The 24357-nt window shown below is 41.0% G+C and carries 17 protein-coding genes and 1 tRNA gene; 5 read left to right on the forward strand and 13 right to left on the reverse strand.

The genetic code is table 11. From position 1 onward, the window contains the following. Positions 1-90 precede the first annotated feature (90 nt). The 7 genes from F975_RS10195 to efp all read right to left on the reverse strand — a co-directional run bounded on the left by F975_RS10195 (position 91) and on the right by efp (position 7331). Positions 91-167, reverse strand: a tRNA-Val gene (locus F975_RS10195). Between the two features lie 25 nt (positions 168-192). Next, positions 193-2205, reverse strand: a complete 2013-nt coding sequence (locus F975_RS10200; protein ID WP_004752956.1) for a transglutaminase TgpA family protein — start codon at positions 2203-2205, stop codon at positions 193-195. A 3-nt stretch (positions 2206-2208) separates the two neighbouring features. Beyond that, complete coding sequence (locus F975_RS10205; RefSeq protein ID WP_004752958.1) at positions 2209-3117, reverse strand: DUF58 domain-containing protein; 909 nt, start codon at positions 3115-3117, stop codon at positions 2209-2211. A gap of 24 nt (positions 3118-3141) precedes the next feature. Next, positions 3142-4095, reverse strand: coding sequence for an AAA family ATPase (locus F975_RS10210; protein WP_004752959.1), 954 nt, complete (start codon positions 4093-4095; stop codon positions 3142-3144). Between the two features lie 83 nt (positions 4096-4178). After that, complete coding sequence (locus F975_RS10215; RefSeq protein ID WP_171063178.1) at positions 4179-4484, reverse strand: YbdD/YjiX family protein; 306 nt, start codon at positions 4482-4484, stop codon at positions 4179-4181. Next, positions 4478-6601: a carbon starvation CstA family protein gene (locus F975_RS10220; RefSeq protein ID WP_004752963.1), complete on the reverse strand. Its 2124-nt coding sequence runs from the start codon at positions 6599-6601 to the stop codon at positions 4478-4480. The genes F975_RS10215 and F975_RS10220 overlap by 7 nt, the downstream gene beginning before the upstream one ends. A gap of 160 nt (positions 6602-6761) precedes the next feature. Continuing rightward, positions 6762-7331, reverse strand: coding sequence for an elongation factor P (efp, locus tag F975_RS10225; protein WP_004752965.1), 570 nt, complete (start codon positions 7329-7331; stop codon positions 6762-6764). A gap of 70 nt (positions 7332-7401) precedes the next feature. Here efp and epmB point away from each other — a divergent pair, with 70 nt between their 5' ends. Genes epmB through F975_RS10240 form a run of 3 tightly spaced genes read left to right on the forward strand, consistent with a single transcriptional unit; the run spans position 7402 to position 12284 of the window. Then, positions 7402-8418, forward strand: a complete 1017-nt coding sequence (epmB, locus tag F975_RS10230; RefSeq protein WP_004752967.1) for an EF-P beta-lysylation protein EpmB — start codon at positions 7402-7404, stop codon at positions 8416-8418. Positions 8419-8427: 9 nt separating this feature from the next. Then, on the forward strand, positions 8428-10191 hold the full coding sequence (locus F975_RS10235; RefSeq protein WP_004752969.1) for a hypothetical protein: 1764 nt from the start codon (positions 8428-8430) through the stop codon (positions 10189-10191). Further along, the gene (locus F975_RS10240; RefSeq protein WP_004752971.1) at positions 10188-12284 is read left to right on the forward strand and encodes an EAL domain-containing protein; all 2097 of its coding nucleotides are present in this window, start codon (positions 10188-10190) and stop codon (positions 12282-12284) included. Before F975_RS10235 ends, F975_RS10240 begins: the two co-directional genes overlap by 4 nt. Positions 12285-12360: 76 nt before the next feature. Here F975_RS10240 and rpmE read toward each other — a convergent pair whose 3' ends face one another. The 3 genes from rpmE to F975_RS10255 all read right to left on the reverse strand — a co-directional run bounded on the left by rpmE (position 12361) and on the right by F975_RS10255 (position 15361). Next, the gene (rpmE, locus tag F975_RS10245; RefSeq protein ID WP_004752972.1) at positions 12361-12588 is read right to left on the reverse strand and encodes a 50S ribosomal protein L31; all 228 of its coding nucleotides are present in this window, start codon (positions 12586-12588) and stop codon (positions 12361-12363) included. Between the two features lie 204 nt (positions 12589-12792). After that, positions 12793-13194 (reverse strand): lactoylglutathione lyase, encoded by a 402-nt coding sequence (gene gloA / locus F975_RS10250; protein ID WP_004752974.1) that lies wholly within the window; start codon positions 13192-13194, stop codon positions 12793-12795. A gap of 4 nt (positions 13195-13198) precedes the next feature. Then, complete coding sequence (locus F975_RS10255; RefSeq protein WP_171063179.1) at positions 13199-15361, reverse strand: AmpG family muropeptide MFS transporter; 2163 nt, start codon at positions 15359-15361, stop codon at positions 13199-13201. A gap of 181 nt (positions 15362-15542) precedes the next feature. Here F975_RS10255 and F975_RS10260 point away from each other — a divergent pair, with 181 nt between their 5' ends. Then, on the forward strand, positions 15543-18167 hold the full coding sequence (locus F975_RS10260; protein WP_034425955.1) for a Lon protease family protein: 2625 nt from the start codon (positions 15543-15545) through the stop codon (positions 18165-18167). A 65-nt stretch (positions 18168-18232) separates the two neighbouring features. Here the strand turns inward: F975_RS10260 and F975_RS10265 are convergent, their stop codons facing one another. Both F975_RS10265 and F975_RS10270 read right to left on the reverse strand, forming a co-directional pair. After that, a complete protein-coding gene (locus F975_RS10265; RefSeq protein ID WP_004752981.1) occupies positions 18233-19471 on the reverse strand; it encodes a dihydroorotase in 1239 nt (412 codons plus the stop codon). Between the two features lie 11 nt (positions 19472-19482). Further along, a complete protein-coding gene (locus F975_RS10270) occupies positions 19483-20499 on the reverse strand; it encodes an aspartate carbamoyltransferase catalytic subunit (protein WP_004752983.1) in 1017 nt (338 codons plus the stop codon). Positions 20500-20742: 243 nt separating this feature from the next. Here F975_RS10270 and rlmKL point away from each other — a divergent pair, with 243 nt between their 5' ends. Beyond that, complete coding sequence (rlmKL, locus tag F975_RS10275; protein WP_004752986.1) at positions 20743-22944, forward strand: bifunctional 23S rRNA (guanine(2069)-N(7))-methyltransferase RlmK/23S rRNA (guanine(2445)-N(2))-methyltransferase RlmL; 2202 nt, start codon at positions 20743-20745, stop codon at positions 22942-22944. Positions 22945-23022: 78 nt separating this feature from the next. Here the strand turns inward: rlmKL and F975_RS10280 are convergent, their stop codons facing one another. Next, positions 23023-24321 carry a DUF945 family protein gene (locus F975_RS10280; protein WP_004752988.1) on the reverse strand — a complete coding sequence of 433 codons (1299 nt, stop codon included), beginning with the start codon at positions 24319-24321 and terminating at the stop codon, positions 23023-23025. Positions 24322-24357 lie beyond the last annotated feature (36 nt).

The following is a 24357-nucleotide window of genomic DNA, read 5'->3' on the forward strand; positions in this document are numbered from 1 at the left end:
ATAATTCCCCGAAAAGTCCCCGAAAATACCCCTAATAAAAAAGCCCACTGTTTAAGGTGGGCTTTAATATGTTGATTTCTCAACTAATTTTGGTAGGCATATCCAGACTCGAACTGGAGACCTCTACGATGTCAACGTAGCGCTCTAACCAACTGAGCTATACGCCTAAAGTGCCTGTATCATATTCAGATTTTATTGGCTTGACAAGATTTTTCTGCGCTTGCTTAAAACAATTGAACACTCTTTAAGCAAAAAAGCAAACTCTTTCCACATTTCAGCTTTATGTTGCTGTTTTTTCTGAAAAACCAAGCAATGTTGTAGATCAATCAATCGCTTAAAATTCAGCTGTTGCTCAGGTAAAGTCAGCAAGCTCAGCCGCAACATCCATTTCTGAAAGGTTTCCTCTGGCATTTTCTGCAAATCTTGATCCAGCCTTTGATTAAACTGATAAATCAACTTCTCATATTGTGTACGCTGAGGGCGATTCCGCCATACAATCACTGCGATATACAACAATAAAATGCTTAAGATGGTTGCAATCAGCACCCACAATAATTTTGCCTGTGAATTAACTCCCCATGACCGCAGCCAACTGCGTTGCTGCTCGACATCATAGCCCACAACCTTGCTTTGCCATTGATAGCTGGCATAGTCACTCCATACACGCAATTGATTGATCAACAACATACGTTGGGGGCTAAACAATGTTGAGCTATTTTGCTGACGTGTTTCGCTTAAATAATTTTGCATGCCATTATCAATACGCTGTGGTGCAATCAACGCGGTGGGATCAATACGCTGCCAGTGCTGATTCACCCACACTTCTGCCCATGCATGAGCATCAAGCTGACGGACTTCCCAACTTTGATTATCGGGTGCAGGCTGTCCTCCCTGATAACCCACCACCACACGTGCAGGAATGCCTGCGGCGCGCATAAGCACCACAAAACTCGATGCAAAATGTTCGCAAAACCCGACTCGCGTCTGAAATAAAAATTGATCGACGCGATTGCCCTGTAATGCTCCAGGGCTGAGACTATAACTAAATTTATTTTGACGATACCAGTTCAACACACGCTGTATATAGCGTTCAGGTTGTTGATCACTTTCTTGATACAACTGGGTTGCCAATGCTTTACTGCGAGGATCTGTTTCAGGCAATTGCAGATTTATATAGCGAACATATTCAGGCAACAGCCTATCGATTGACGATGCAGATACCCATGTCAATGCAATTGGCTGGGTAGATTGCACAGGTCGGCGTGACACAATGCTGCCATCTTGACGTAGAACATAGCGTTGACTTGCTGGGACTGAATATTCCAACCCCATCACCCAGCGCTGTTCAGAGTCGGCTGGTAAATAGCTATAATTCAGGCGTTTTGCCTGAGCCAATTGTGGCTGTTCTTCTGTTTGCCATTGTTGATTGATTTCGCTACTGTTCCATTTCTGCCCATCAAAACGATCAAGCACCATTGCCCGCCAATACAGTTCAGAACGTGGTGGTAAACTTGAAACAGGCAAGACTATACGAAATGCCAAAGCATTGGATTGAGAAAGTTCTGCAATATCTCCAAGCGACAAAGTATCACTGACACCTGTGACTGCTTTATTCTGATCTGGTAAAGGAATGTACCAAAGCGGCGGCAGCCGCGGAAAAAATAAAAATAAAATGATAAAAAACGGAACCGCAAATAAAATTGCCTTAAAAATATGCAGTGTGTCTGTCCACAGTTCTCTTTTATTGGGCAAAGCATGTTCAGTGAAGTCAGCTTTTTGTATGGCATATAGCCCCAGCAATGATACAACCACACCCAGAAAAACCAAGATTGCCATATAAAAGGCCTGGGTATATAAAAACAAACTGGCAAATACAAAAAGTGCAAAGTTGAAACTGACCAAAGCATCACGTTTATCTTTACTTTCTAGCGCCTTGCCATACAAACACAAACTCAAGAATGCAACGCCAGCTTCAACTCCTAAAAATGTCCGATATTGCAAATAAATACATGCCAGCCCAACAACAATAAAGCCTCCACGAAATACCGCAGGCAAGACCAAAGATTTCTGACGCCCAAATATGCGTAATGTAACGAGCCACACAACGGCATATGCAACCAGCAAACTAACAGGAGCAAAAGCAATCTGGGCAAGTAAAATCAGTAACAGCACACCCAATAGCAAAAACTGGATTTGTTTATTCATGATTTATGCCTGTGCTAAAAATTTCTTGGCTTGCTGATATTGGCGAATGCCAGCCCCCACCACCAATTCGGCTTTAGGCAATAACATGCCATAAGCACGTTTTTCCTGTTCACACTGTTCAACCAGTGCCATCATCATTGAAAGGCGGACTTCATGCATGGCACTGGGCATTTTGGCATATTCGATGATCTGGATTTGTACATTCGGTTCTTGTTCAAAACGTTTGACAAACCAGCCTTGATCACGCGCCACATGCTTCCATGACACACGCTGCAAACTATCACCATCAACATAATTACGCAGATCATGAAATTCTTCCAAACTTTGTTGTTGATGGCGGTGACTCAGTTTACTCTCACGCTGTATCTGCACAGCTTGTGGGGCAATCCAGACCTGATGTTGAAAATACAAATATGTCCATGCCCGAACCAGACCAAAGGGATAAGTCGCCATAATGCGACAGCGCGGCAAAATATAGCGTCCACGTGCTTCAGGGTGCAAACTAATCTGAACATCCTGCGTGACGTCTTTCATCATGATATATAAAGTCTGTTCTGCAATTTCAATGCGTAAGAATCGTGGGCTAGCTTTTGCCTGATGCAAACGCAATCTTAAAATAAAGGGCTGATTAACCTGCCCGACATCATCATCACTAAGCATCTCAACTTTTAAGCCATGTAACTGTTTAAATGCCAGATAAAAACTCATGGCTAAAAGTGCACTGACCAGAAAACATAAACTCAGCACCAGATTATTGGCGTAGTTAATCCCCGCAATAAAAGTTAAAAGAATCAATACACAATATAAAATGCCATCACGATGCAAGAACACCAAAATATCACGCTGCTTAATTTGTTTTTCTGCCTGCATTTGAAAGCGCAGACTCATCCACGCTAAAATTTTCTGACGCATGCGCTCTCTCATTTTAATTTAAAGTTAATAACTTACAGGTACTCGCTGCATCATTTTTTGTGCTTCTAATTCACTTAAACCAATCCGATGTGCGACTACAGCAGCAAAAACTGCCTGTACATCATCTGTGGTTGCAAATGCTCTCTGCTGTATCATCGCATATGCTTGTGTTGCATTTTTCAGGGCAATCACCCCTCGGGTAGATAACCCCTGTAAACCTGTACGGGTTTTATCAGCCAGATCTAGAATATAATCCAGAACTGCATCACTGACTTCAATCTGCTGGCGTAACTGCTGCAATGTCAGCAAATCCTGTGCAGAAAAAATTTCGGGCAAGTCTGACAATAAACTCTGCCGACTTGGATCAGTCAATAATGCGCGTTCAGCAGAACGTGATGGATAACCCAGTGACAAGCGCATTAAGAATCGGTCTAACTGGGATTCAGGCAAGGCATACGTCCCGCTTTGAAATAACGGGTTTTGAGTCGCCACCACCCAAAATGGCTGAGGCAAACGGTAATGCACCGCATCCAAAGTCACGCTCCCCTCTTCCATAGCTTCAAGCAAGGCGCTCTGAGTTTTCGGGCTACTACGGTTAATTTCATCTGCCAGTAAAATCTGGGTAAAAATCGGCCCTTGCTTAAATTCAAATTGCTGGATTTTTTGATTAAATAAATTAATCCCAATCACATCACTCGCTAACATATCATTGGTAAACTGAATGCGGTTAAAGCTTAAACCTGTCAATTTTGCCAAGGCATGCGACAAGGTTGTTTTCCCCAAACCAGGCAAATCCTCAAACAAAACATGACCACCCGCCAACAAAGCAGCTAGCGCCAATTCAGTTTGTTGTGGCTTATCTAAAATAATTTGATTAATTTCGAGTAAAAACTGTTTAATTTTTGGAAAAAATGCTGCGAGCTGACTTTCAAAATCTGTTTCATTTAAAGTTTGTTGTTTTTTATGAACTTCCCACATAAATTATGCCTAAAAAATAGAAAACGGTGCATGTTGTAACATACACCGTTTGACCAGTCATTCAAAGAATTAAGCTTAGTCTATTAGCAAGGGCATTTTTTGATACCTGATTTTGCAGAAGGATAACGCACATCGACACAATGCCGATAAAACGTTTTTGCATCCATTGGCATCAGGTCTGGATGATGCTGATGCATATGCTCCAAATAGGTTGCATAGTCAGGCACGCCCACCATCAGGCGAAAACTTTGCTGTAATCGCTGCCAAAGGATTGCTATTTTAGACCAGTTTTTAGGCGATAGTAGCAGATGTTTTTGCGACAAAATCGTCATCTTGATGATTTTTGCCACAACCGTTGTTCCCTGTTTAGCAAATTTCAAATTCATGATGATTCTCCTGAAACTCGTGCTGTAGCGGCTGTTTCTGAAACAACATCGGCGTACTCGGCAGGTGCTTCATGAACCGTTGGTTTATTGCTTGCCAATGCACGGCGAACAGCACCAATTGAAGCAAAAATCATCACGACCAATACAATCATAAAGAAAGCACACAATGCCGCATTAATCTGATTGGATAACACAATGGTTTGCATTTCAGCCAATGATTTTGCTGGTTTTAACACCTCGCCACGTGCAATTGCATCAGAAAATTTATTGGCCTGTGCCAAAAAGCCGATTTTTGGGTTGGTATGAAAAATCTTTTGCCAGCCTGCCACCATTGATGTGACCACCAAAAAGACTGTCGGTAAAATGGTGACCCAGACATATTTCTCTTTTTTCATTTTAAAGAGAATGACTGTCCCTAGAGTTAATGCCATTGCTGCCAGCATTTGGTTACCAATCCCAAACAATGGCCAGAGTGAATTAACCCCGCCTAAAGGGTCGACTACACCTTGATAAACAAAGTATCCCCAACCTGCAACCGCGACAAATGTTCCAATCATATTACCCGCAAAAGAACGTGATGCTTTTACAGAAGGAATCACTATACCCACTGTATCCTGAACCATGAAACGACAAGCACGTGTTCCAGCATCAACCGCAGTTAAAATAAATAAGGCTTCAAATAAAATAGCAAAGTGATACCAGAACGCCATCATTGAGCGGTTATTAAAAATCTCAGACAGGATATGTGCCATACCAATCGCAAATGTTGGTGCACCGCCTGCACGAGAAAGAATCGATTTCTCCCCCACTTCCTGAGCCAATAATGTCAACGACTCTGGCGTAACCACAAATCCTAAATGACGAACAGCTTCTGAAGCGCTTTGCACATCAACACCAAGTAAAGCCGCTGGCGAGTTAATCGCAAAATACACACCAGGATCAAGTACTGTTGCACAAATCAGCGCCATGATTCCGACAAAAGATTCTGTCAGCATGCCACCATAACCGATCATACGAATATGGCTTTCATTTTCAATGAGTTTTGGCGTTGTACCACTTGCAACCAAGGCATGGAAGCCTGAAATTGCACCACAAGCAATCGTAATAAATAGGAAAGGAAACAAACTGCCTGCAAAGACTGGTCCTGTACCATCAATAAAATGAGTAATTGCTGGCATCTTTAAGCTTGGCATCGCAATCACGATACCTACAGCCAAACCTGCAATCACACCAACTTTCAAAAATGTTGATAAATAATCACGTGGTGCAAGCAATAACCACACAGGTAGAACCGAAGCAATAAAACCATATGTGATCAAACACCAAGTCAATTGTGTTCCAGACAAGGTGAAAACTGGCCCCCAATATGGATGCTGCGAAACATCACCACCATAGATGATCGCCATCATCATTAAAACAAAACCAATGACAGATACTTCAGCAATTTTCCCTGGGCGGATAAAACGCATATACATGCCCATAAACAAGGCGATTGGTATCGTCATAGCAATACTGAACAATCCCCATGGGCTATTGGTCAATGCTTTTACAACAACCAGTGCCAAGACTGCCAGAATAATAATCATGACGCCCAATGTACCGAGCATCACGACAATGCCAGCAAATGAGCCAAGCTCTTCTTTGGCCATTTCACCCAGTGAGTTGCCATTACGGCGCACCGAAATAAACAACACCAGAAAATCCTGAACAGCACCTGCAAACACAACACCAGCCAATAACCAGATTGTGCCCGGCAAATAACCCATTTGCGCAGCGAGAATTGGCCCTACCAAAGGACCTGCACCAGCAATAGCCGCAAAATGATGTCCATACAATACGTATTTATTGGTAGGGACATAATCAAGACCATCGGAAAGACGATAAGCAGGCGTTAGCCGCTTTGGATCGAGTTCAAAAATATTCTTTGCGATATAAAGACTATAAAAACGATAAGCTATGCTATATACACACAGGGCCGCCAAAACCAGCCATACAGCATTGATATGTTCACCACGGTGAAGAGCTAACATTCCAAAAGATACAGCGCCGATGATCGCCACCAGTATCCACATAATTTTTGAAGTAAAAGAACTTTTACTTTGATGTTGATAACTGTCCATGCTTTTCCTCGCCTGCTTAAAAACAGTGCTTTTCTTTATTGTAAATTGTTACAATTCCTTGTGAATGTACACCCCATATTATTATTTTGATCTAAGACTTTTGCATAAAAAAAAGGGGTGAACATCTTCACCCCTCCAATAATAACGGATTTATTCGCCATTATGCACGTTCTAAATATTCACCTGTACGGGTGTCTACACGAACGCTTTCTTCTTGCTGAACAAACAGTGGTACACGAACAACTGCGCCAGTTTCAAGTTTTGCCGGTTTACCGCCACCACCAGAAGTATCACCACGAACACCTGGATCAGTTTCAACGATTTTCAAAACCACGAAGTTTGGTGCACTTACGTTTAATGGTACACCATTAAATAACATGATCGTACATTTTTCATTTGAATCGTCTTTTAACCATTTTGCAGCATCACCCATTGCAGTTTTATCTGCAGCGATTTGCTCAAATGTTACAGGATCCATAAAGTTCCAAAGTTCGCCATCATTGTAAAGGTAGTCCATTTCTACTTCTACAATATCAGCCGCTTCTAGAGAGTCACCTGATTTAAAGGTTTTTTCTAATACTTTACCTGTTCTAAGGTTACGTAATTTCACACGGTTAAAGGCTTGACCCTTACCTGGTTTTACGTATTCATTTTCCATGATCGAACATGGATTACTATCAAGCATGACTTTTAAGCCTTGCTTAAACTCATTTGTAGAATAATTGGCCATGACTGGCTCACTCCAAACTTACTAACTTAAATCAATTAATGCTAGACTAGCATTATTTTTAACGTGTGGCATGATAAACTATTTGTACCAAGAGCAAAACTGGAAAACTCAACTCAGTGATCTAATTACTGACCCAAAAGAGTTACTTCAGCAACTTCAGCTCTCAACAGATCAATTATTATCAGGGGCAATCCTCGCTTCTGAACAGTTTAAATTGCGTGTCCCTCGTGCGTTCGTTGAAAAAATGAACGTTGCTGACCCGTTTGATCCACTTTTACTGCAAGTTTTACCTCATCACCTCGAATTAGAAGAACATGAAGGCTTTGTTACCGACCCACTTGGCGAAGAGCAAGCCAATCAACTTCCTGGTGTTTTACATAAGTATCAGTCGCGATTCTTACTGACTTTGACAGGTGCTTGTGCAGTTCACTGCCGTTACTGTTTCCGCCGCCACTTTCCTTATCAGGTAAACTTACCTAAAAATGACGACTGGATCAATATTCGACAATATCTGCTTGACCATCCAGACATTAATGAAGTCATTCTCAGTGGCGGAGACCCACTCACGCTGACCAATCAAAAACTGGCATTATGGGTAGAGCGTCTCGAAAGCTTACCTCAATTAAAAATTCTACGAATTCACTCCAGAGTGCCGATCGTCATTCCAAGCCGAATAGATGAAGAACTAGTTTCCTTATTAAAAAACAGTAGGCTACATACTATACTGGTGATACACTCTAACCATGAGTCAGAGATTGATGATTATACTGTGCAACAGTTACATAGATTAACTGAAAAACAGGTCACAGTTCTCAATCAAGCAGTATTATTAAAAGGAGTTAATGATTCTGCGGAAAAACTTGCAGCATTAAGCTATCGCTTATTAGATGCACGAGTTATGCCTTATTACTTACACGTTTTAGATAAGGTGAAAGGGGCTCATCATTTTGATTTGGCAACTGACTCAATTAGTCAAATTTATACAGAACTACTCGCAAGATTACCTGGATATTTAGTCCCCAAATTGGTCAGGGAAATTGCGGGAGAAAACAATAAAACGCCTTTATATGGAACGCCTATTTTTTAGTGGTGACGTATGACAACAATCAATCAAAGTGACTTTTTTACAGCACCGATTGAACAATATCGGACTGAATTGAGTTTTTGTGCAGCAAGTGTAAAAGGCATCCAAGAATGGCTTTTGCATTTGCCATCCGTGCATTTAGGTGATTCATCCAAATCTCTGTTGAATGCTGTCATTGAAATTTTAGAGCTTAAATGTGATGAGACTTTACGTTTTGATTTAATTCAGAGTCTACATTTATCTTTAGAGCAAGTTCTTGGAACATTAGAGAAATATTTTCTCAGTGACGTTTCATCGGTCATGAATCACAATGAGTCGATCGTAGAGCTTGCTCAACAATTTCGCTGTTATATTGCGCGTACTTATATTCATATTGCTTTTCAATCTCACACCGAACTTACTTCCAAGCAGTTTTCTTTATTTGCTTTTCGGCAAAAAAAACAATTACAAGACGTTCGTAGCCTGAGTACCTATTATGCGTTACAACAATTAAGCTTACTCAAATTTCAACAACAGGTTCTTTATAAAAGCAGTTTGGTTGGTCAATGGCGCATCGGACATCAGCTTTTTATACTTGCTGAATATCATGATTTTCATCTTGAAGATATTAATTACCTACATGGCTCTATTCATCAACTCAGTAATATCTATCAACTCTACAACCAAATCAATTTACTGGATATTTTAAATACCCACCAGATTCGCCCAATCGAAATTCAAGCGTTATTTCAATGTTCATATCAGTGGGTGCAACTGATTCAAATTACAGATAAAGAATCCCCAACATCTCGCTATATTATTGATCCAAATAAAGACTTCCCCCCTGTGTTGAATAATACACAGTTAAAAAAGAGCGAAGACTGCTATTTTATTGAGACACAAACATTACTCGAACATATTAATCTTGCCAACTTACCGCAAAATAAGCATATTTCACCGACAGAAAAGCATTATTTAAGCGCATCTCTAATCTTCCATGTTCAAAATGTCCTGAATAATATCCCTGAACGTCGTTATGAACGTTATGATTATGTTGCAACCATTCAGTTGGCTTTTGGTTTACAAAGTGCTCATTATTATTTGTCGCATGCTACTCATTTTGAGGATACATTACAATTAGTCAGCAAAATTCATCTACAGCAGAACAACTCTAAATTCTTATCAGGCTGGAATGATGAACCTGTAACATCAACAAACAACAACAAATCATTATATTCAGTACTTGATCCTGAAGCAAAGCAAATTCATACCTGTACTATTATGGACATCAGTATCAATGGATACCGCATTCGTTGGACAGGTGATGTTCCAAAACAACTCCGTGCAGGTGAATTTATTCTGGTGCAAGAAAATTCTCAAACCCCTTGGCGTGGTGGAGTCATTCGCTGGTTAAAACAGGCATCTCCCAAACACCTCGAATTTGGTATAGAGATTCTTTCTCAAGAATTAACTCCCTGTGCAGTACAATTAAGTGCTGACCGCAATACGGTACTTTACCATCCCGCTATTTTGCTCAGCAACCAAGTACTCAACAAATCTCACCTTTCACTTGTTGTACCTGGGTACCAAACCTTTAAGTCACAACAAGGAATTAATCTACGATTAGGCAATAAACAGCTTAAAATTTATCTCAATCAGATAAAATTAATTAGCCAAAGCTTTTCACAATTTGATTTTGAGTTATTAAATGACAATGAACAGGTTATACTTGAACAACATATACAGCAGCATGCTGAAACCATTAAAAAACAAGACGTGTGGGAAAGTCTAAAATGAGAAATGCTTTTTTATCCAACAAGCTTAAACAAATTAAGACTCGTTTACTCATTATCGATGACAACCAAATCCGTTATAACCAGATTGTTGATCTCTTGACATCTAAAGGTCATCAGGTCGATGCTTTTTTACTCGATGATATTAAAAGTTTTGAGAAGCAGTTACACACGCATTGGGATGTTGTCTTGTTTGGACGTGCTTATGACTTAAAGTTTGAACAGGCTTTGGCCCTGATTCATGCTTCTAATCAGCCTCAGCTTCCATTATTGCTGTTAAACCCTGAGAATTATCAGCCATCACAATATCTAAACTATATTAATAAAGGCGTATACGACTTATTTAACCTTGATTATCCAGATCGTTTTTATATTGGTCTTGTTCGTACTTTGTCGTATAGCCGTTCTTTACAAGCACAACAACACTTACTCAAAGAACTAGAAATTGCCGAAACTCATATTCAAACACATGCTAACGACACACATAAAGCTGTTGCTGTGATTCAGGAAGGAATTCACATTAAAGCCAATCCTGAATACTTGGCATTGTTCGGTTTTAAAAAAGAAGAGGAAATTTTCGGGTTACCTCTACTTGATGTACTACAACCCGAACAACTCCAAGATTTTAAACAGCGCTTTAAACGTATTACGCAGCGCAATTTCGATCAGGCACGTTTTGAGATTAAATCACTCAATACAAATGCACAATCGAAAGGCAGTGTACTTCGAATTGAGTTTTTACCAGACAATGCACAAGACGCTGTACAAATTTCCATTGAAACGGACAACCCTCAAGCAAATTCTGGTAAAACAGGTACCGAAACTGGGAGTAGCCCTACTCGCCTTTATGAGCAGTTCAACCGAAAAATGCTGAATGAGCCTGCAAATAAAAATGCAGTTGTTATATTTTTATTGACAGACTTTCATGAGCAAATTGCGAAGTTGAACCAAGTACAAACAAGCGAATATATTAAAGCAGTACAAGGATTTATTCAGGAGCATGCACATAATACTGTCATTAAAATGACCCCTGCTCTCTTTATCGGTTTATGTCAGGCGGCTAACGAAGATCTTCTTCACTCAAAACTTCAAGGTTTAACGCCACTTTTAAAACCGCAATTGCTCGAATTTAATTCAGAAAATTATTCAGTACAGTTTACGATTGGCTATAGTGAGATTGAAGGTGCAATACAAAGCCAAGAACAATTTGATTTTCTCATTACTCAAGGCTTATCACACCCATTACAGCATGAAAAAACCAAAGCTAATGAGATTAAATTTTCTGGTTTTGACAGTGAAGAAGCACCACCTGCATTGATGTTAGGCGCTCAGTTGGATCGTGAGCATATGTTGCTGACCGAATTACATCGTGCAATTGAACAAAATACCATACATCTGAAATATCAGCAGCTTTATGATAAACAAGATACTGAACCTTATATTTATGAAGTCACCAGTGGTGTGATTTTTGACAAACAATGGTTAGCTCTTGAAGATTTAACTGAATTAAATAACGATGTAGAACTTGCTGTCAAACTAGATCGCTGGATTTTGGTTGAAGCATCCAAACAACTCTATAATTTCATTACACAATACCCAAATAGTAAACTCATCATCAACTTAAATATTCATATATTGTTGCATGATAAACAGATTGTTAATTTGGTTGAAAAATTGTTCTCGATTATTCGTAACACACAAAACCATCCTTTAATCCTACAATTTTCAGCACTAGATATCATCAAGCATGTAGAGCAAGTCACACCGGTATTGCAACAGCTTCGTATTCAAGGTGCATTAATTTCTGTGCGTCACTTTGGTGTCTATGATCAATGCATGAGCTTATTATCGCGTGATGACATTGATCTATATCGTTTAGATTCTAAACTAACCGATAGTTTAAATGATGATAAAGAACTGACAGAGTTGCAATTGCAGGTGCAAAAATACAAAGAAGTTGCTGAAGTCGATATGATTCTACCTATGCTCAACAATATGAATAGCTTTGCAAACGCATGGAATATTGATGTACGTTATTTGCAAGGTGATTACTTCCAGAAGAAGCTTGATCACTTAATTGATGGGCAAGACCACTAAGGTCTTGTCTATTTATTTCATCAAAAGGCAAGCATAAAAAAACGGGCAAATTGCCCGTTTTTCACATCCTGATGGATTAGTCGCGTTTGATAGAACGAGACATACCAGCAAAACGTTGTTTGAATTTGTCGATACGACCACCAGTGTCTACATTCTTTTGTTTACCAGTGTAGAATGGGTGGCAAGCTGAACATACGTCAAGATAAAGAGTTTCTTTACCAACAGCTGAACGTGTTTCGATTACGTTACCGCAAGAGCAAGTTGCAACTAATTTTTCGTATTTTGGGTGAATATCGGCGCGCATGGTCGATTCTCCTAAGTTAAGAAAGGTTATGCTGTCATCGCAATTGACCACTCTCATAGCAACTATGAGGAATGCAAAAAGCAGGTCAACACCATTACAGACCATTCTTTTGGCTCACCGAAACTCTAGGTTAGGGCTAAGCTCAACAAGTCGGCATATTATACAGGAAAAAACCCACAGATACGAATGCTTTATTCGTATAGGTTAATTATTGCGTGCGTTGTGATCTTGCTGAATCAACTCGATTTTATAGCCATCTGGATCTTCAACAAATGCAATTACGGTAACACCACCCTTCATTGGCCCAGCTTCACGTACGACTTTACCACCACGTGCTTTGATCTCTTCACATGCCCGATACGCATCATCAACTGCAATCGCAATATGCCCATAAGCATTGCCTAACTCATAACTTTCAGTATCCCAGTTATGAGTCAGCTCCAATACGGTATTATGCTCTTCATCACCATAGCCAACGAAAGCCAATGTAAAACGACCTTCTTCATAATCACGGCGACGCAGTAAAGTCATACCGAGTACTTCTGTATAGAATGCCAATGAGCGTTCTAAATTACCTACACGTAACATGGTATGTAACATGCGCATAAAATTAGTCCTCTTGTGAAGTTTTTACGGATTGATGATCTTTTAATAATTTTGCGACCCAAACCACCAAAAATAAAATTGGAATACCTATTAAGGTGGTCATAAGGAAAAATTTAGGATAACCAATGTGAGTCACAATAGTACCCGAATATCCACCCATAATTTTAGGTGTTAAAGTCATGAGTGAACTGAAAATCGCATATTGTACAGCAGTAAAAGATACACTGGTCAGGCTCGATAAAAATGCAATAAACGCAGCTCCAGCCAAACCTGAAGCCAAGTTATCTACCACAATTGCGAAATATAACCATAATTTACTATAAGGTTTAATGATCTTACCTTTAATTTCTGTCACTGTTTGATCTTGCTGCACCGCATTCAACGGTTGCAAGTCAACATCTAGCTGTTGTGCAATAGAACCACCCTGTATATAGCGCTGCTGTGCCTGTATAGCTTGTGTCGGAGCATGAATAAAATTCACTTGGGCAGTCAATTGTTTAGAGGTTGATTTTGCAAGAACAGCACCATCAATCGCTGCACTAAATATACCCGCATCATCGAGTTTGGCAGGATAGCTCTGTCCATCTAACTGGATCATGACAGGAACATCGGTTTGTAATTTATCTTTTTTCACACCAGCAAGTTGCCCTTTGATTGCAATACTTTGCTGTTGTTCTTGCGTAGAAATTTGATTGTCACTGGTCACGGGTAAAAACTGGATTTGTGGCTGTGCCTTTGCTTTTAAATAAGGCAAACTAAATTCAGCTTTAGAATTTGCCTGATCGGCATATTGCACTTGTACCTGAATATGTTGAGCCTGCATAAGAACCTGATTTGGCACTTTAACCGACCAGTACCCGACATCATCAGGCTGAACACGATAATGCTGTTGTCCTACAGTGAGTTCAACCTGCCCAAGTGGCTGTCCAGATTTGACCAAGCCAATAAAAATAAGATTGGTTGTACTTGCAAATACAGCACCCACAAACATGAGTTTCATAATATTCATGCGCTGTGCCAGCAAACCACCACAGAAACCGCCAAATAAAGAGAAAATTACGCCATAAACTTTCACAGCTTCTGCAATTTGCTGCTTACTAAAGTTCAGATCTTGATAAAACACATTGGAAATTACGCCAGCAATGATGTCTGAAATACGGTAAAAACCAATCAGCAGCAATAAAAATAAGGCTAATTTCACCCCATAGCGTTGGAAAAAATCCTGAATCGGGCTGACCCAGGTGTCCATTGCCATCTGACGGTTGACCACCCCTGCTTTGACAAGCACCGTACCAATCAACAAAGCCACAGCAGCCGAGCCTAAAAAGCGAACTGCTTCAAAGCAAAATAGCAAAAAGCTGTCCTGAATTTCCAAGCTTTTCTCAAGCGCCACGATCAGATTATTTGAAAAAACATAGCTCACAACAAAACTGATCACAGCCAAAAAGAAAACGCAAACCAGACGAAAATAATCCTGACGCTGATAATTTTTGGAGACTCGGTTTACTTTTGGCTCACGAATCATCAATGTCGTGATAATACCGACCAACATGACGGCCGCCATTGCCAAATAGGTATATTTCCATGCAGCATAAATATAATTACCTTTTGATGTACCTAACGATGCTGCTAAAAAAAGCGCCCCAGCTCCCGCCACAATCATTCCAATGCGATAACCCGCATTGTAAGTCGCAGCCAAAACGGTTTGCATTTCTGTGTCAGCCAGTTCAATTCGATACGCATCTATGACAATGTCTTGTGTTGCAGCAGAAAAGCCGAGAAGAACCGCTCCAACGGCCATCTGAATTAAATAACTTTGCCCCAGTGATGGATCAGAAAATGCCATAATGCTAATTGCACAGATGATTAAGCATTGAGCAACAAACAACCATCCTCGGCGATGCCCCAAGGCTTTGGTTAATACAGGTACAGGTAACTCATCAATGAGCGGTGCCCAAACAAATTTAAAGGAGTAGCCTAACGCTGCCCAGCTAAAAAATGTCACGGCACTTTTATCAATACCAGCCTCACCCAACCATAGAGATAAGCTAGAAAAAATCAGTAAAATCGGAATCCCCGCAGAAAATCCCAAAAACAGCATAATCAAGGCACGGCGATCTAAAAAAGCACGAAAGGCGTGTGTCCAGTCTTGGCTTTGTGAGGTCATTGCGCTGCGGTTTTCCATAAGATTTAAAGCTGCTATTTGAAACCTTTCGGTCAAATGTTGCAACCTGAAAGCATCAGAATATTGCTTTTTTCATGTTAATTTATTCATGCCGCTTGATCTTTATAGGCAAACCTGTATACCTTTAAATTGCCAATCAACATTTGTTGTGGATTTAAAAACCGTGACCCAAAGACTCGATCAAATGAATTCTGTACTTTCTGCAAATCAACTTAATAGAAGTAAACAACTCCACAAGGACTCTCCCATCTCTGCATTTGATCAACCTGAAATACAACAAACACTAGAACAAACTGAGTTAAAACCAGAACAACTGACCCACATTCCCGACTGGGAAAAAATTCCAGCATCGACCAAACGCATCAAACCGCTAAATAACTTTTTAGGGCAAGACCGTGCGCGTGCTTCTGTTGAAGCAGGAATTGCTTTACCTTACGCGGGTTATAATATTTTTGCGGTGGGTACGGCTGGTTTAGGTAAACGTACCATGATCAAGCGTTTGCTCAAGCAACACGCCAAAACCATGCCAACACCAAATGACTGGGTTTATGTCAATAACTTTCAAACCCCACGTCAGCCGCTAGCCTTATGTTTCCCTGCTGGACAAGGCACTAAATTTCAAAATGCGTTGCATCAGGCATGGCAAACCATTTTAAAGCAACTTGAACGGCGTTTTAGTGCAGAAACCTACCACAACCGTATTGAACAAATTCGTCAGGAAACTGGACAAGAACAGCAACTCGCGCTGGTCGAATTAACTAAAGAAGCTGAAGATTTCGACCTGAAACTGATTTCTCGCAACGAACAGCACACTTTTGTTCCCGTCTATCTCAAAGATGATGTGTTGCAAGAAATGTCACAAGATGATCTTGATGCATTAAGTAGCAAAGAGCGCGCTGAAATTGCAACCAACATGCGCTACATGAACAAAAAACTGGAACGCTTAGGGTTACACTTGGGCGATCTGGAAGACGATGCGCGCGATCAGGTATCTAACTTAAACCGTGATATTGCCAAGCAGGTGGTCATACCTCGCATTGATCTAATCCTGAATAAATTTCAAAATATTCAAGGTTTGGAACAATTCCTTAAATCATACGCCAACGATATTATTGATAATGTTGAAATGATTCTGGATCAGGATGAAGAAGACTTCTCTCCTGCTCTGTTTAGTCGTATTCCTGCACGTTATCAAGCCAATGTAATTGTCAGCAATACACCAAACAGTGGTGCGCCTGTCATTTTTGAAGATTTCCCAACCCATTACAACCTGTTGGGTCATGTAGAACAGCTCACCCAAAATGGTACGATCACTACCGATTTTACTTTAATTCGTGCAGGTGCGTTGCACCGTGCCAATGGTGGCTTTTTAATGCTTGAAGCAGAGCAACTGCTTGAGCAACCGTATGCATGGCAAGGTCTGAAACGCGCCCTGAAATCGGGGCAGCTTAAACTGTCGTCTTTGGAGCACATGCTGACCTTAACAGGCAGCATCTCGATTGAACCTGCATCTATTCCGCTACAGATGAAAGTCATCTTACTGGCTGAACCTGAAATTTATTATGAAATTTTAGAACTCGAGCCAGAGCTTGGAAGTGTGTTTAAGATTCGTGCTGACTTTACCGACACACTACAGCGCAATGAAAGTAATGAACAAGCCTATATGCACCTGATTGCAGACTATGTTCAGGCAGATAAACTGTTACCATTTGACCGTAGTGCGCTTGCAGCACTTTTGACTGATTCAAGCCGCCAAGCTGAAGATCAAAGCTCATTGTCATTACATGCTTCGACTTTGGGGGATTTGATTCGCGAGTCACATCACCACGCGTTCCAAGCGGGTGATAAAATGGTGACAGATAAGCATATCAATACAGCCTTACAACATCGTCAGTATCGCTTAGGCTATTTAAGAGAATTATATTGGCAAGATCTTTCTCGTGGCACACAACTGATTGAAACCCAGAGTTATCGCTTAGGGCAAATTAATGCGCTTTCCGTGATTCATTATGCCGATGTTGAATTTGGTTTACCCTCTCGTTTGACTGCTTCAGTGTATCAAGGCGGCGGCGACATTCTCGATATTGAACGTAGCGTTGAACTCGGCGGTTCTTTGCATGCCAAAGGCGTGCTGTTGATGTCGAGCTTCTTAAAAGCACACTTTGGTCGTGAACAAATTCTGCATTTCTCGGCAGCCTTAGCTTTTGAACAAAGTTATGGGCAAGTTGATGGTGACAGCGCTACTGTTGCCGAATTGTCTGCCCTCATCTCTGCAATTAGCCAGTTACCGATTGACCAGTCGTGGGCAATTACGGGCTCCATGAACCAATTAGGTCAGGTGCAACCGATTGGTGGTGTAAATGCCAAAATTGAAGGCTTCTATGATGCTTGTAAATTGCAAGGTTTGACAGGCAAACAAGGCGTGATTATTCCACGTCAAAACATGCAGCATTTAATGTTACGTCAAGATGTGATTGATGCTGTAAGTGAAGGTCAATTCCATATTCATGCGATTGATACGATTGATCAAGCCTTAGAAATTCTCATGGCACGTCCAGTTGGCAAATTGGATAAAAAAGGTAATTACAGCAAGCATTCGATTTATGCAGCAGTGATGGATCAGCTTGAGTACTGGCAAGCCATTGAAGATGGCACGATTGAGGAAGAGGAAGAAAAAGCCAAGAAAAAGAAGAAACCTAAGAAAGATGAGAAAAAGGTCAAAGCGGACGATGTGGAAACTACTGTTGAGGAAACTCAGGAAGTCGAAATGGTTTTAAAAAATAAATAGCCTTTAAAGCTCATACAATAAAGCCAGTCATTTGACTGGCTTTATATTTTTCAGATCCGACTGGATTACTTCACATAGAAAGTTTCAATCACTTTGCCTTGTAAAGTTTGCCCAATAAGCGGAGTATTTTTACCTTGAGAAACAATACTGTCTTTAGACACTTGCCACTCTAGTTCAGGGTCAACCAACACCCAGCCCACCTCTGTCTGCCAGCGTTCAAGTATTTTTGCGACACGAGCAGGTGAAACCGTCACTTTTTCAACCCATTCAAGCGGAGTGAACAAGCCTTCACGAACCAGTTGTGTTCCCAAAGCCACATAGGTATCGAATGCACTGATACCTGGTTCAGTTTCAGCAAAAGGTAACATTTTCGCTGAGCTGCTCAGAGGTTCATGATGCGTACAGATCGCATCAATCACGCCAGATTTTACCGCTTCACGAAGCTGTGCTTTGTCTTGTTCTGCACGAAGTGGTGGACGGACATGTGCAAGCGAGTTAAAGCCATCGATTAAGGCATCAGTTAAATGAAGTTGGTGCATCGCAACGTCAGCCGTGACGGGTAAACCTTTGGCTTTGGCAGCAGCAATCAACTCGACTGAGGCACCGCTTGAAAGCAAGCTAAAGTGAGCGTGAACACCTGTCACTTCAATCATTAACAGATATTTGGCAATCGCAACCGTTTCCGCAATGGTTGGAATCATTGGCAAGCCTTGACGCGATGCCACGAAACCTTCATGCACACAACCATCTTTTGCTAACTGATGCTCTTCTGGGTAAAACACTACAGTTAAGCCCAAACCTGCAGCGTATTCTAAAGTGCGAATGACCACATCATCATCTTGAAATGCAGCATTGGCATTAGTGACAGCACTACAACCACCCTTTTTCAAGCCAGCCATATTGGCAGGTTGTTTGCCATTTAAACCTTGCGTTTGTGCACCAATAATATGCAAATGGATTTTGCCATCTTGCCAAGCTTTTTCGACCAAGCCCTGAATCAATGCGCCATTGTCCTGCACAATTGGCTTTGAATCTGGTGGAGTAATCACATGCAAAATACCGTTTTCACGTGCTGCTTTACCTTCAGACTTCAGAGTACCGTGCTGTTGTTGACCTGGTTCACGGACGCGCGCACACAAATCTACCATACTTGGCATAAGCCATTTGCCCTGACCGTTAATCACTTGATCAACTTCTGTCAATTCTGCAACGCGTTTGCCCTGATCTAAATAAATGGTTTCGACGTGGTCTGTTTGTTGAACTGGATCTAACACACGTACATTTTCAATTTTTACACGACTCATGTGTCTCGCCCTTATGCCGAAATTGCTTCAATTAAACCTTTATCTTGCAACTGACCTTGCATTGCCAGTGCCAACACCGCCATACGCACGGCAATCCCGTTGGTCACCTGATGCAAAATCACCGACTGTGAACCATCGGCAATGCTTGATGCAATTTCAACACCACGGTTCATTGGTCCTGGGTGCATCACGATGCAATCAGGTTTGGCTAACGCCAGACGTGTTTCATTCAGACCGTACATTTTGTGAAATTCAGATTGCGATGCCAATGCAGGCGAATCAATTCGTTCATTCTGAATACGTAAAGTAATAATCACATCACAGTCTTTGACGCCTTCATCCATATTGTTAAACAAACGAACTTCACTGCCGTATTCTTCAAAGCCAATTGGTAATAAGGTGTTTGGCCCAATCACACGAATATCTTTACAACCTAATGTCTGTAAAGCTGCAACATCGGAACGCGCTACACGTGAATGTTTAATATCACCAATAATCGCGACGCTTAATGCTTCAAACGGCTTTTTGGTTTCGCGGCGGATGGTCAACATATCCAGCATCGCTTGTGTCGGATGCGCATGACGACCATCGCCTGCATTAATAATTGCTACATTTGGACAAACATCTTTGGCGATAAAATGTGCCGCACCTGAAGAAGAATGACGCACCACAAAAATATCGGCAGCCATTGCTTCAAGGTTCCACAGCGTATCCCGCAGGGTCTCACCTTTTGAAGTACTTGAACGTGCAATATCGATATTGAGCACGTTGGCAGAAAGGCGTTTTGCTGCCGCTTCAAACGTAGTACGAGTACGGGTCGAGTTCTCGAAGAAAAGATTCATTACCGTGCGCCCTTCAAGCAGTGGCGAGGTAATTAGTTGATTATTTTCATTGATAAAGGTCTGAGCTGTATCAAGAATTTTGGTGAGGGTCTGTTTGGAAAGACCTTCGATGGTCAAGAAATGCTTAAGATTGCCATGTTCATTGAGTTGAATCTGACTCGGAGTATGCAATGCAGCCAAATGCATGAGAGATTCCTTGTACATTAAGTTAACGCATTATACAGATAATTTTATTAATCTCGCAGTTGAAGTTTTCAACAATTGGGATTTTATCTACCAGAAAAAATGCGTCTGGAATAAATAAATCACGTCATATAGCCCATTTAAGCAGCGCATTTTAAAAAATCTGAGCTTGCATTTTAATCCACAAGTTTTCCTGTAAAAAATACGCTAAAATAGCCGTTTGCTTTGCTGCTTTTGGAAATTTACATGACTTCGACACCTCGTCTTTCTACATATTGGGTTACCTGTGCAGATGGACTTGAAACCTTACTCCAAGAAGAATTACAAGAGTTAGGGGTTCAGCACATTGAGCGTCTGGCTGGGCGCTTGATTTTCAAAGGCACATTGGAACACGCCTACCGTATTTGCATGTGGTCACGCTTGGCTTCACGTGTACTCATGCCGATTCATACTTATGAACTTGAACACAGTCACGATGCGCGTGATGTTGCCGAAGAACTCTATGAAGGTGCCATCAGTTTTGACTGGTCACTGATTTTTGCACCACAAAGTACCTTTGCCATTCGTTTGCATGCTGAACGTGAAATTAAGGTCAATACTCAGTTTGCCACGTTGCGCGCTAAAGATGGTGTTGTCGACAGCTTTATGGAAGCTGTTGGTCGCCGCCCAAGTATTGATACTAAACAACCTGAAATTACCCTTTATATTTTGGCAGGCAAAACTGAGCATACTTACTGCCTTGATTTATCAGGTGACTCACTGCACAAACGTGGCTACCGTCGCTATATGACTGACGCGCCAATTAAAGAAAACCTGGCAGCAGCAATTTTAAATAAAGCAAAATTAGCACAGCGTCGACCTGAAATTTTCCTTGACCCAATGTGTGGTTCAGGTACGTTTATTATTGAAGCACTGATGATTTTGACTGACCGTGCCCCTGGTTTAGTTCGCCGTTTTGGCTTCAATGGGTGGCATGGACACGATAATGAACTATGGATGGACATTAAAGCAGAAGCAGCTCAACGCCATGAAACTGCACTGGAGCAACCTTTACCACAGTTCTATGCCTATGATGCCGACTGGGAAGCAGTAAAAGCCACACGTCAAAACATTATGGCAGCAGGTTTTGAAAAGCTACTCGATGCGATTCAAATTGAAGAACGTACCCTTGCAGACTGGCCAGAGTTTGACCACAGCAAATCAGCCATGATTGTCACAAACCCTCCATACGGAGAGCGTTTGGGTGAAAAAGCCTCTAACCGTGCTTTGTATCTAGGCTTATCAGCAAAATTACAGGAAAACTTCCCAAATCAATTCGCTGCCATTATTGCGTCTCAGATCGAACAAGCCGATGTATTGGCGCTAAATGAACCTGAAACGTTGCGTTTAATGAATGGTAAATTACCAATTTACATTCGTTTGGGACAAATTAAGCCGCAAGTACAGACTCAACCGTTCCTTGCAACATGGCAACCGCAGCAGTTTGAAGAAATTGAAGGTGCTCAAGACTTTGCCAATCGTTTGCAAAAAAATATGCAAGCATTGAAAAAATGGGCAACCAGCGAAAATATCTATTGCTTACGTCTTTACGATGCAGACTTGCCTGATTTTAACGTGGCGATTGATGTTTACGGTGATCGCTTGCATGTTCAGGAATATGCTCCACCGAAACAAATTGATCCTGAAAAAGCCAAAAAACGCTTTAACCTTGCCCTTGCTGCAATTCGTGCAGTCACAGGCTTAGGTCGTGACGCGATTTTCATTAAAACTCGCGCACGTCAGGAGGGTAAAACCCAGTACACCAAGCAAAGTACAGCTTCGAAACGCTTTATCGTGCAAGAAGGCAAAGCCAAAATTTTGGTCAACCTGACTGATTATCTGGATACAGGCTTGTTCCTTGACCACCGTCAAATGCGTTTACGTATTGCCCGAGAAGCCAAAGGCAAACACTTCTTGAATCTGTACAGTTATACATCAACAGCCAGCTTACATGCAGCACTTGGTGGTGCAGCCAGCACCACAAGTGTCGATTTGTCCAATACGTACATTAACTGGTCAAAAGAAAACTTTGTGCTCAATGGTTTAACTGTTGACCATGCAGATGAACAACATATGTTCTACACCAGCGACTGTTTCGAGTGGCTCAAAGAAGGTCATGAGCAATATGACCTGATTTTCATTGACCCGCCAACCTTCTCCAACTCGAAAAAGTTTTATGGCACATTTGATGTACAACGTGACCATGTGTCTTTAATCAAACGCGCCATGAACCGCTTAAGCACGGAAGGAACTTTGTACTTCTCGAACAACTATCGTGGTTTTGAATTTGATGAAGAAATCGAAGCCATGTTTGTAGTAGAAGAAATTACGAAGGAAACTATTGGGTATGACTTTAAGCGCAATCAGAAAATTCACCGTGCTTGGAAAATTCAGCATATTCCAACCTAATTGAATGTGACTGCATCAAAAATAAAAATGCCAAGCAATCGCTTGGCATTTTTTTATTTATATTTAGATGCGTTTCAGTTAAGGGTAACTGAACTGGCCATTTTCATATTTCACAGCAAAATCAATTTTGTCGCCATTCATCTTGCCATGCCCCATTTGTACAATTTGCGGTAAAGCACGATCATAATCTTGATCTGACACTCCTGAAGGCATTTTCCCTGACAAGTTCATCATATTGCGTAAGAACTGTTTATCCATACTGGCATTGGCTTGGAACTGCGCAGACATTGGTGCTTTGGTACGAAACTCTTGCATATCTGCATACTGGTTGGCTACCAGTTTACCTTGTAAATCTGCAGTGAGTTTTGACTGACCCAACTCAATTTGGTTACCTTTAGACTCATAACTAAAACCATGCGCAGCAATTTTGAGCATCTGCTGATTTAACTGTTGCTGTTGAACTTGGCGTGCTTCAAAACTACAAGCTTTATTGTTGCTATTGGCTAACTGAATAAATTCCTGTAATGCATGCGTATCAAGCCCTATTAGGTTAAAATTCAGTTTGATATTCTTCAGTTTTTTATCATCTATTTGCATCTGATCAATTGACCAATTCGCTTTAACTGAGGTTTCTTTTTCTTGAACATCTGCCTCTGTGGTCAATTGCAATTTGTCCAATTCGACATTCTTTTTAAGTCGTGAGGTCTGATCCAATAAAATCATTTTCTGGATGGAAAATTCAGTTTTTCCAGAATTCAACTCCTGCCCCAGAAAACCTTGATCCGCCTTAAATTGCATACTTTGCAAACTCATATAATTATTGCCATTTCGCATAGTAAAGCCAGGCATTTTTAAATCAGCTTGCGTTACACGATATTTTCCATCTTCTTTTTTGAGCTTCAATGTTCCATTGATACCATTCCAAACAATCTGGAAATCATCTTTTTGCTGATCAACTGATGGACTCGTCACTTTCACATTGACTGTACCAAACCAATTCAGTTGAGAATCTAACTTCATAAAAGATTGATTTTTAAGTAACCACTGATATGTCGCAGCATCTTTTCCTTTTAAGTCAAAGTTGACATCCGACTGGATATGATAGCCATTCCAAGAGCGCTTAATATGGTCCACGCCTTTGATCACGACAAAGTCTTGAGGCTTACATGGGTCTGGAACAATTTTATAAGACCAGTTCGCATCACCTGACCATAACCCCATTTTTACTTGGGAATCCTGCTTTTGAATAAGCGGATGCTCTACAGCCTGTTTCTGGTTATAGTAGTCATTTAAACGATGATCCGCATAAAAATTCGCACCAACAACACTACTCGCAAAAATACCGCCGACAGCGACAGCAATAATTTTCTTTTGCATAAAATAATTTCTCTAAAATAAGTTTAAGTTTTATTT

The organism is Acinetobacter brisouisimilis, from assembly GCF_000368265.1.
In the GTDB taxonomy this organism is placed as follows: Bacteria; Pseudomonadota; Gammaproteobacteria; order Pseudomonadales; family Moraxellaceae; genus Acinetobacter.

Bases quoted from the DNA above. Each gene is read 5' to 3' on its own strand.
- gloA (WP_004752974.1), bottom strand. From the start codon at position 13,194: ATGCGCATGTTACATACCATGTTACGTGTAGGTAATTTAGAACGCTCA.
- F975_RS10220 (WP_004752963.1), bottom strand. From the start codon at position 6,601: ATGGACAGTTATCAACATCAAAGTAAAAGTTCTTTTACTTCAAAAATT.
- F975_RS10265 (WP_004752981.1), bottom strand. From the start codon at position 19,471: ATGAGTCGTGTAAAAATTGAAAATGTACGTGTGTTAGATCCAGTTCAA.
- rpmE (WP_004752972.1), bottom strand. From the start codon at position 12,588: ATGCGCGCCGATATTCACCCAAAATACGAAAAATTAGTTGCAACTTGC.
- F975_RS10255 (WP_171063179.1), bottom strand. From the start codon at position 15,361: ATGACCTCACAAAGCCAAGACTGGACACACGCCTTTCGTGCTTTTTTA.
- F975_RS10235 (WP_004752969.1), top strand. From the start codon at position 8,428: ATGACAACAATCAATCAAAGTGACTTTTTTACAGCACCGATTGAACAA.
- F975_RS10240 (WP_004752971.1), top strand. From the start codon at position 10,188: ATGAGAAATGCTTTTTTATCCAACAAGCTTAAACAAATTAAGACTCGT.
- F975_RS10210 (WP_004752959.1), bottom strand. From the start codon at position 4,095: ATGTGGGAAGTTCATAAAAAACAACAAACTTTAAATGAAACAGATTTT.
- F975_RS10200 (WP_004752956.1), bottom strand. From the start codon at position 2,205: ATGAATAAACAAATCCAGTTTTTGCTATTGGGTGTGCTGTTACTGATT.
- rlmKL (WP_004752986.1), top strand. From the start codon at position 20,743: ATGACTTCGACACCTCGTCTTTCTACATATTGGGTTACCTGTGCAGAT.
- F975_RS10205 (WP_004752958.1), bottom strand. From the start codon at position 3,117: ATGCGTCAGAAAATTTTAGCGTGGATGAGTCTGCGCTTTCAAATGCAG.
- epmB (WP_004752967.1), top strand. From the start codon at position 7,402: ATGATAAACTATTTGTACCAAGAGCAAAACTGGAAAACTCAACTCAGT.
- F975_RS10280 (WP_004752988.1), bottom strand. From the start codon at position 24,321: ATGCAAAAGAAAATTATTGCTGTCGCTGTCGGCGGTATTTTTGCGAGT.
- efp (WP_004752965.1), bottom strand. From the start codon at position 7,331: ATGGCCAATTATTCTACAAATGAGTTTAAGCAAGGCTTAAAAGTCATG.
- F975_RS10270 (WP_004752983.1), bottom strand. From the start codon at position 20,499: ATGCATTTGGCTGCATTGCATACTCCGAGTCAGATTCAACTCAATGAA.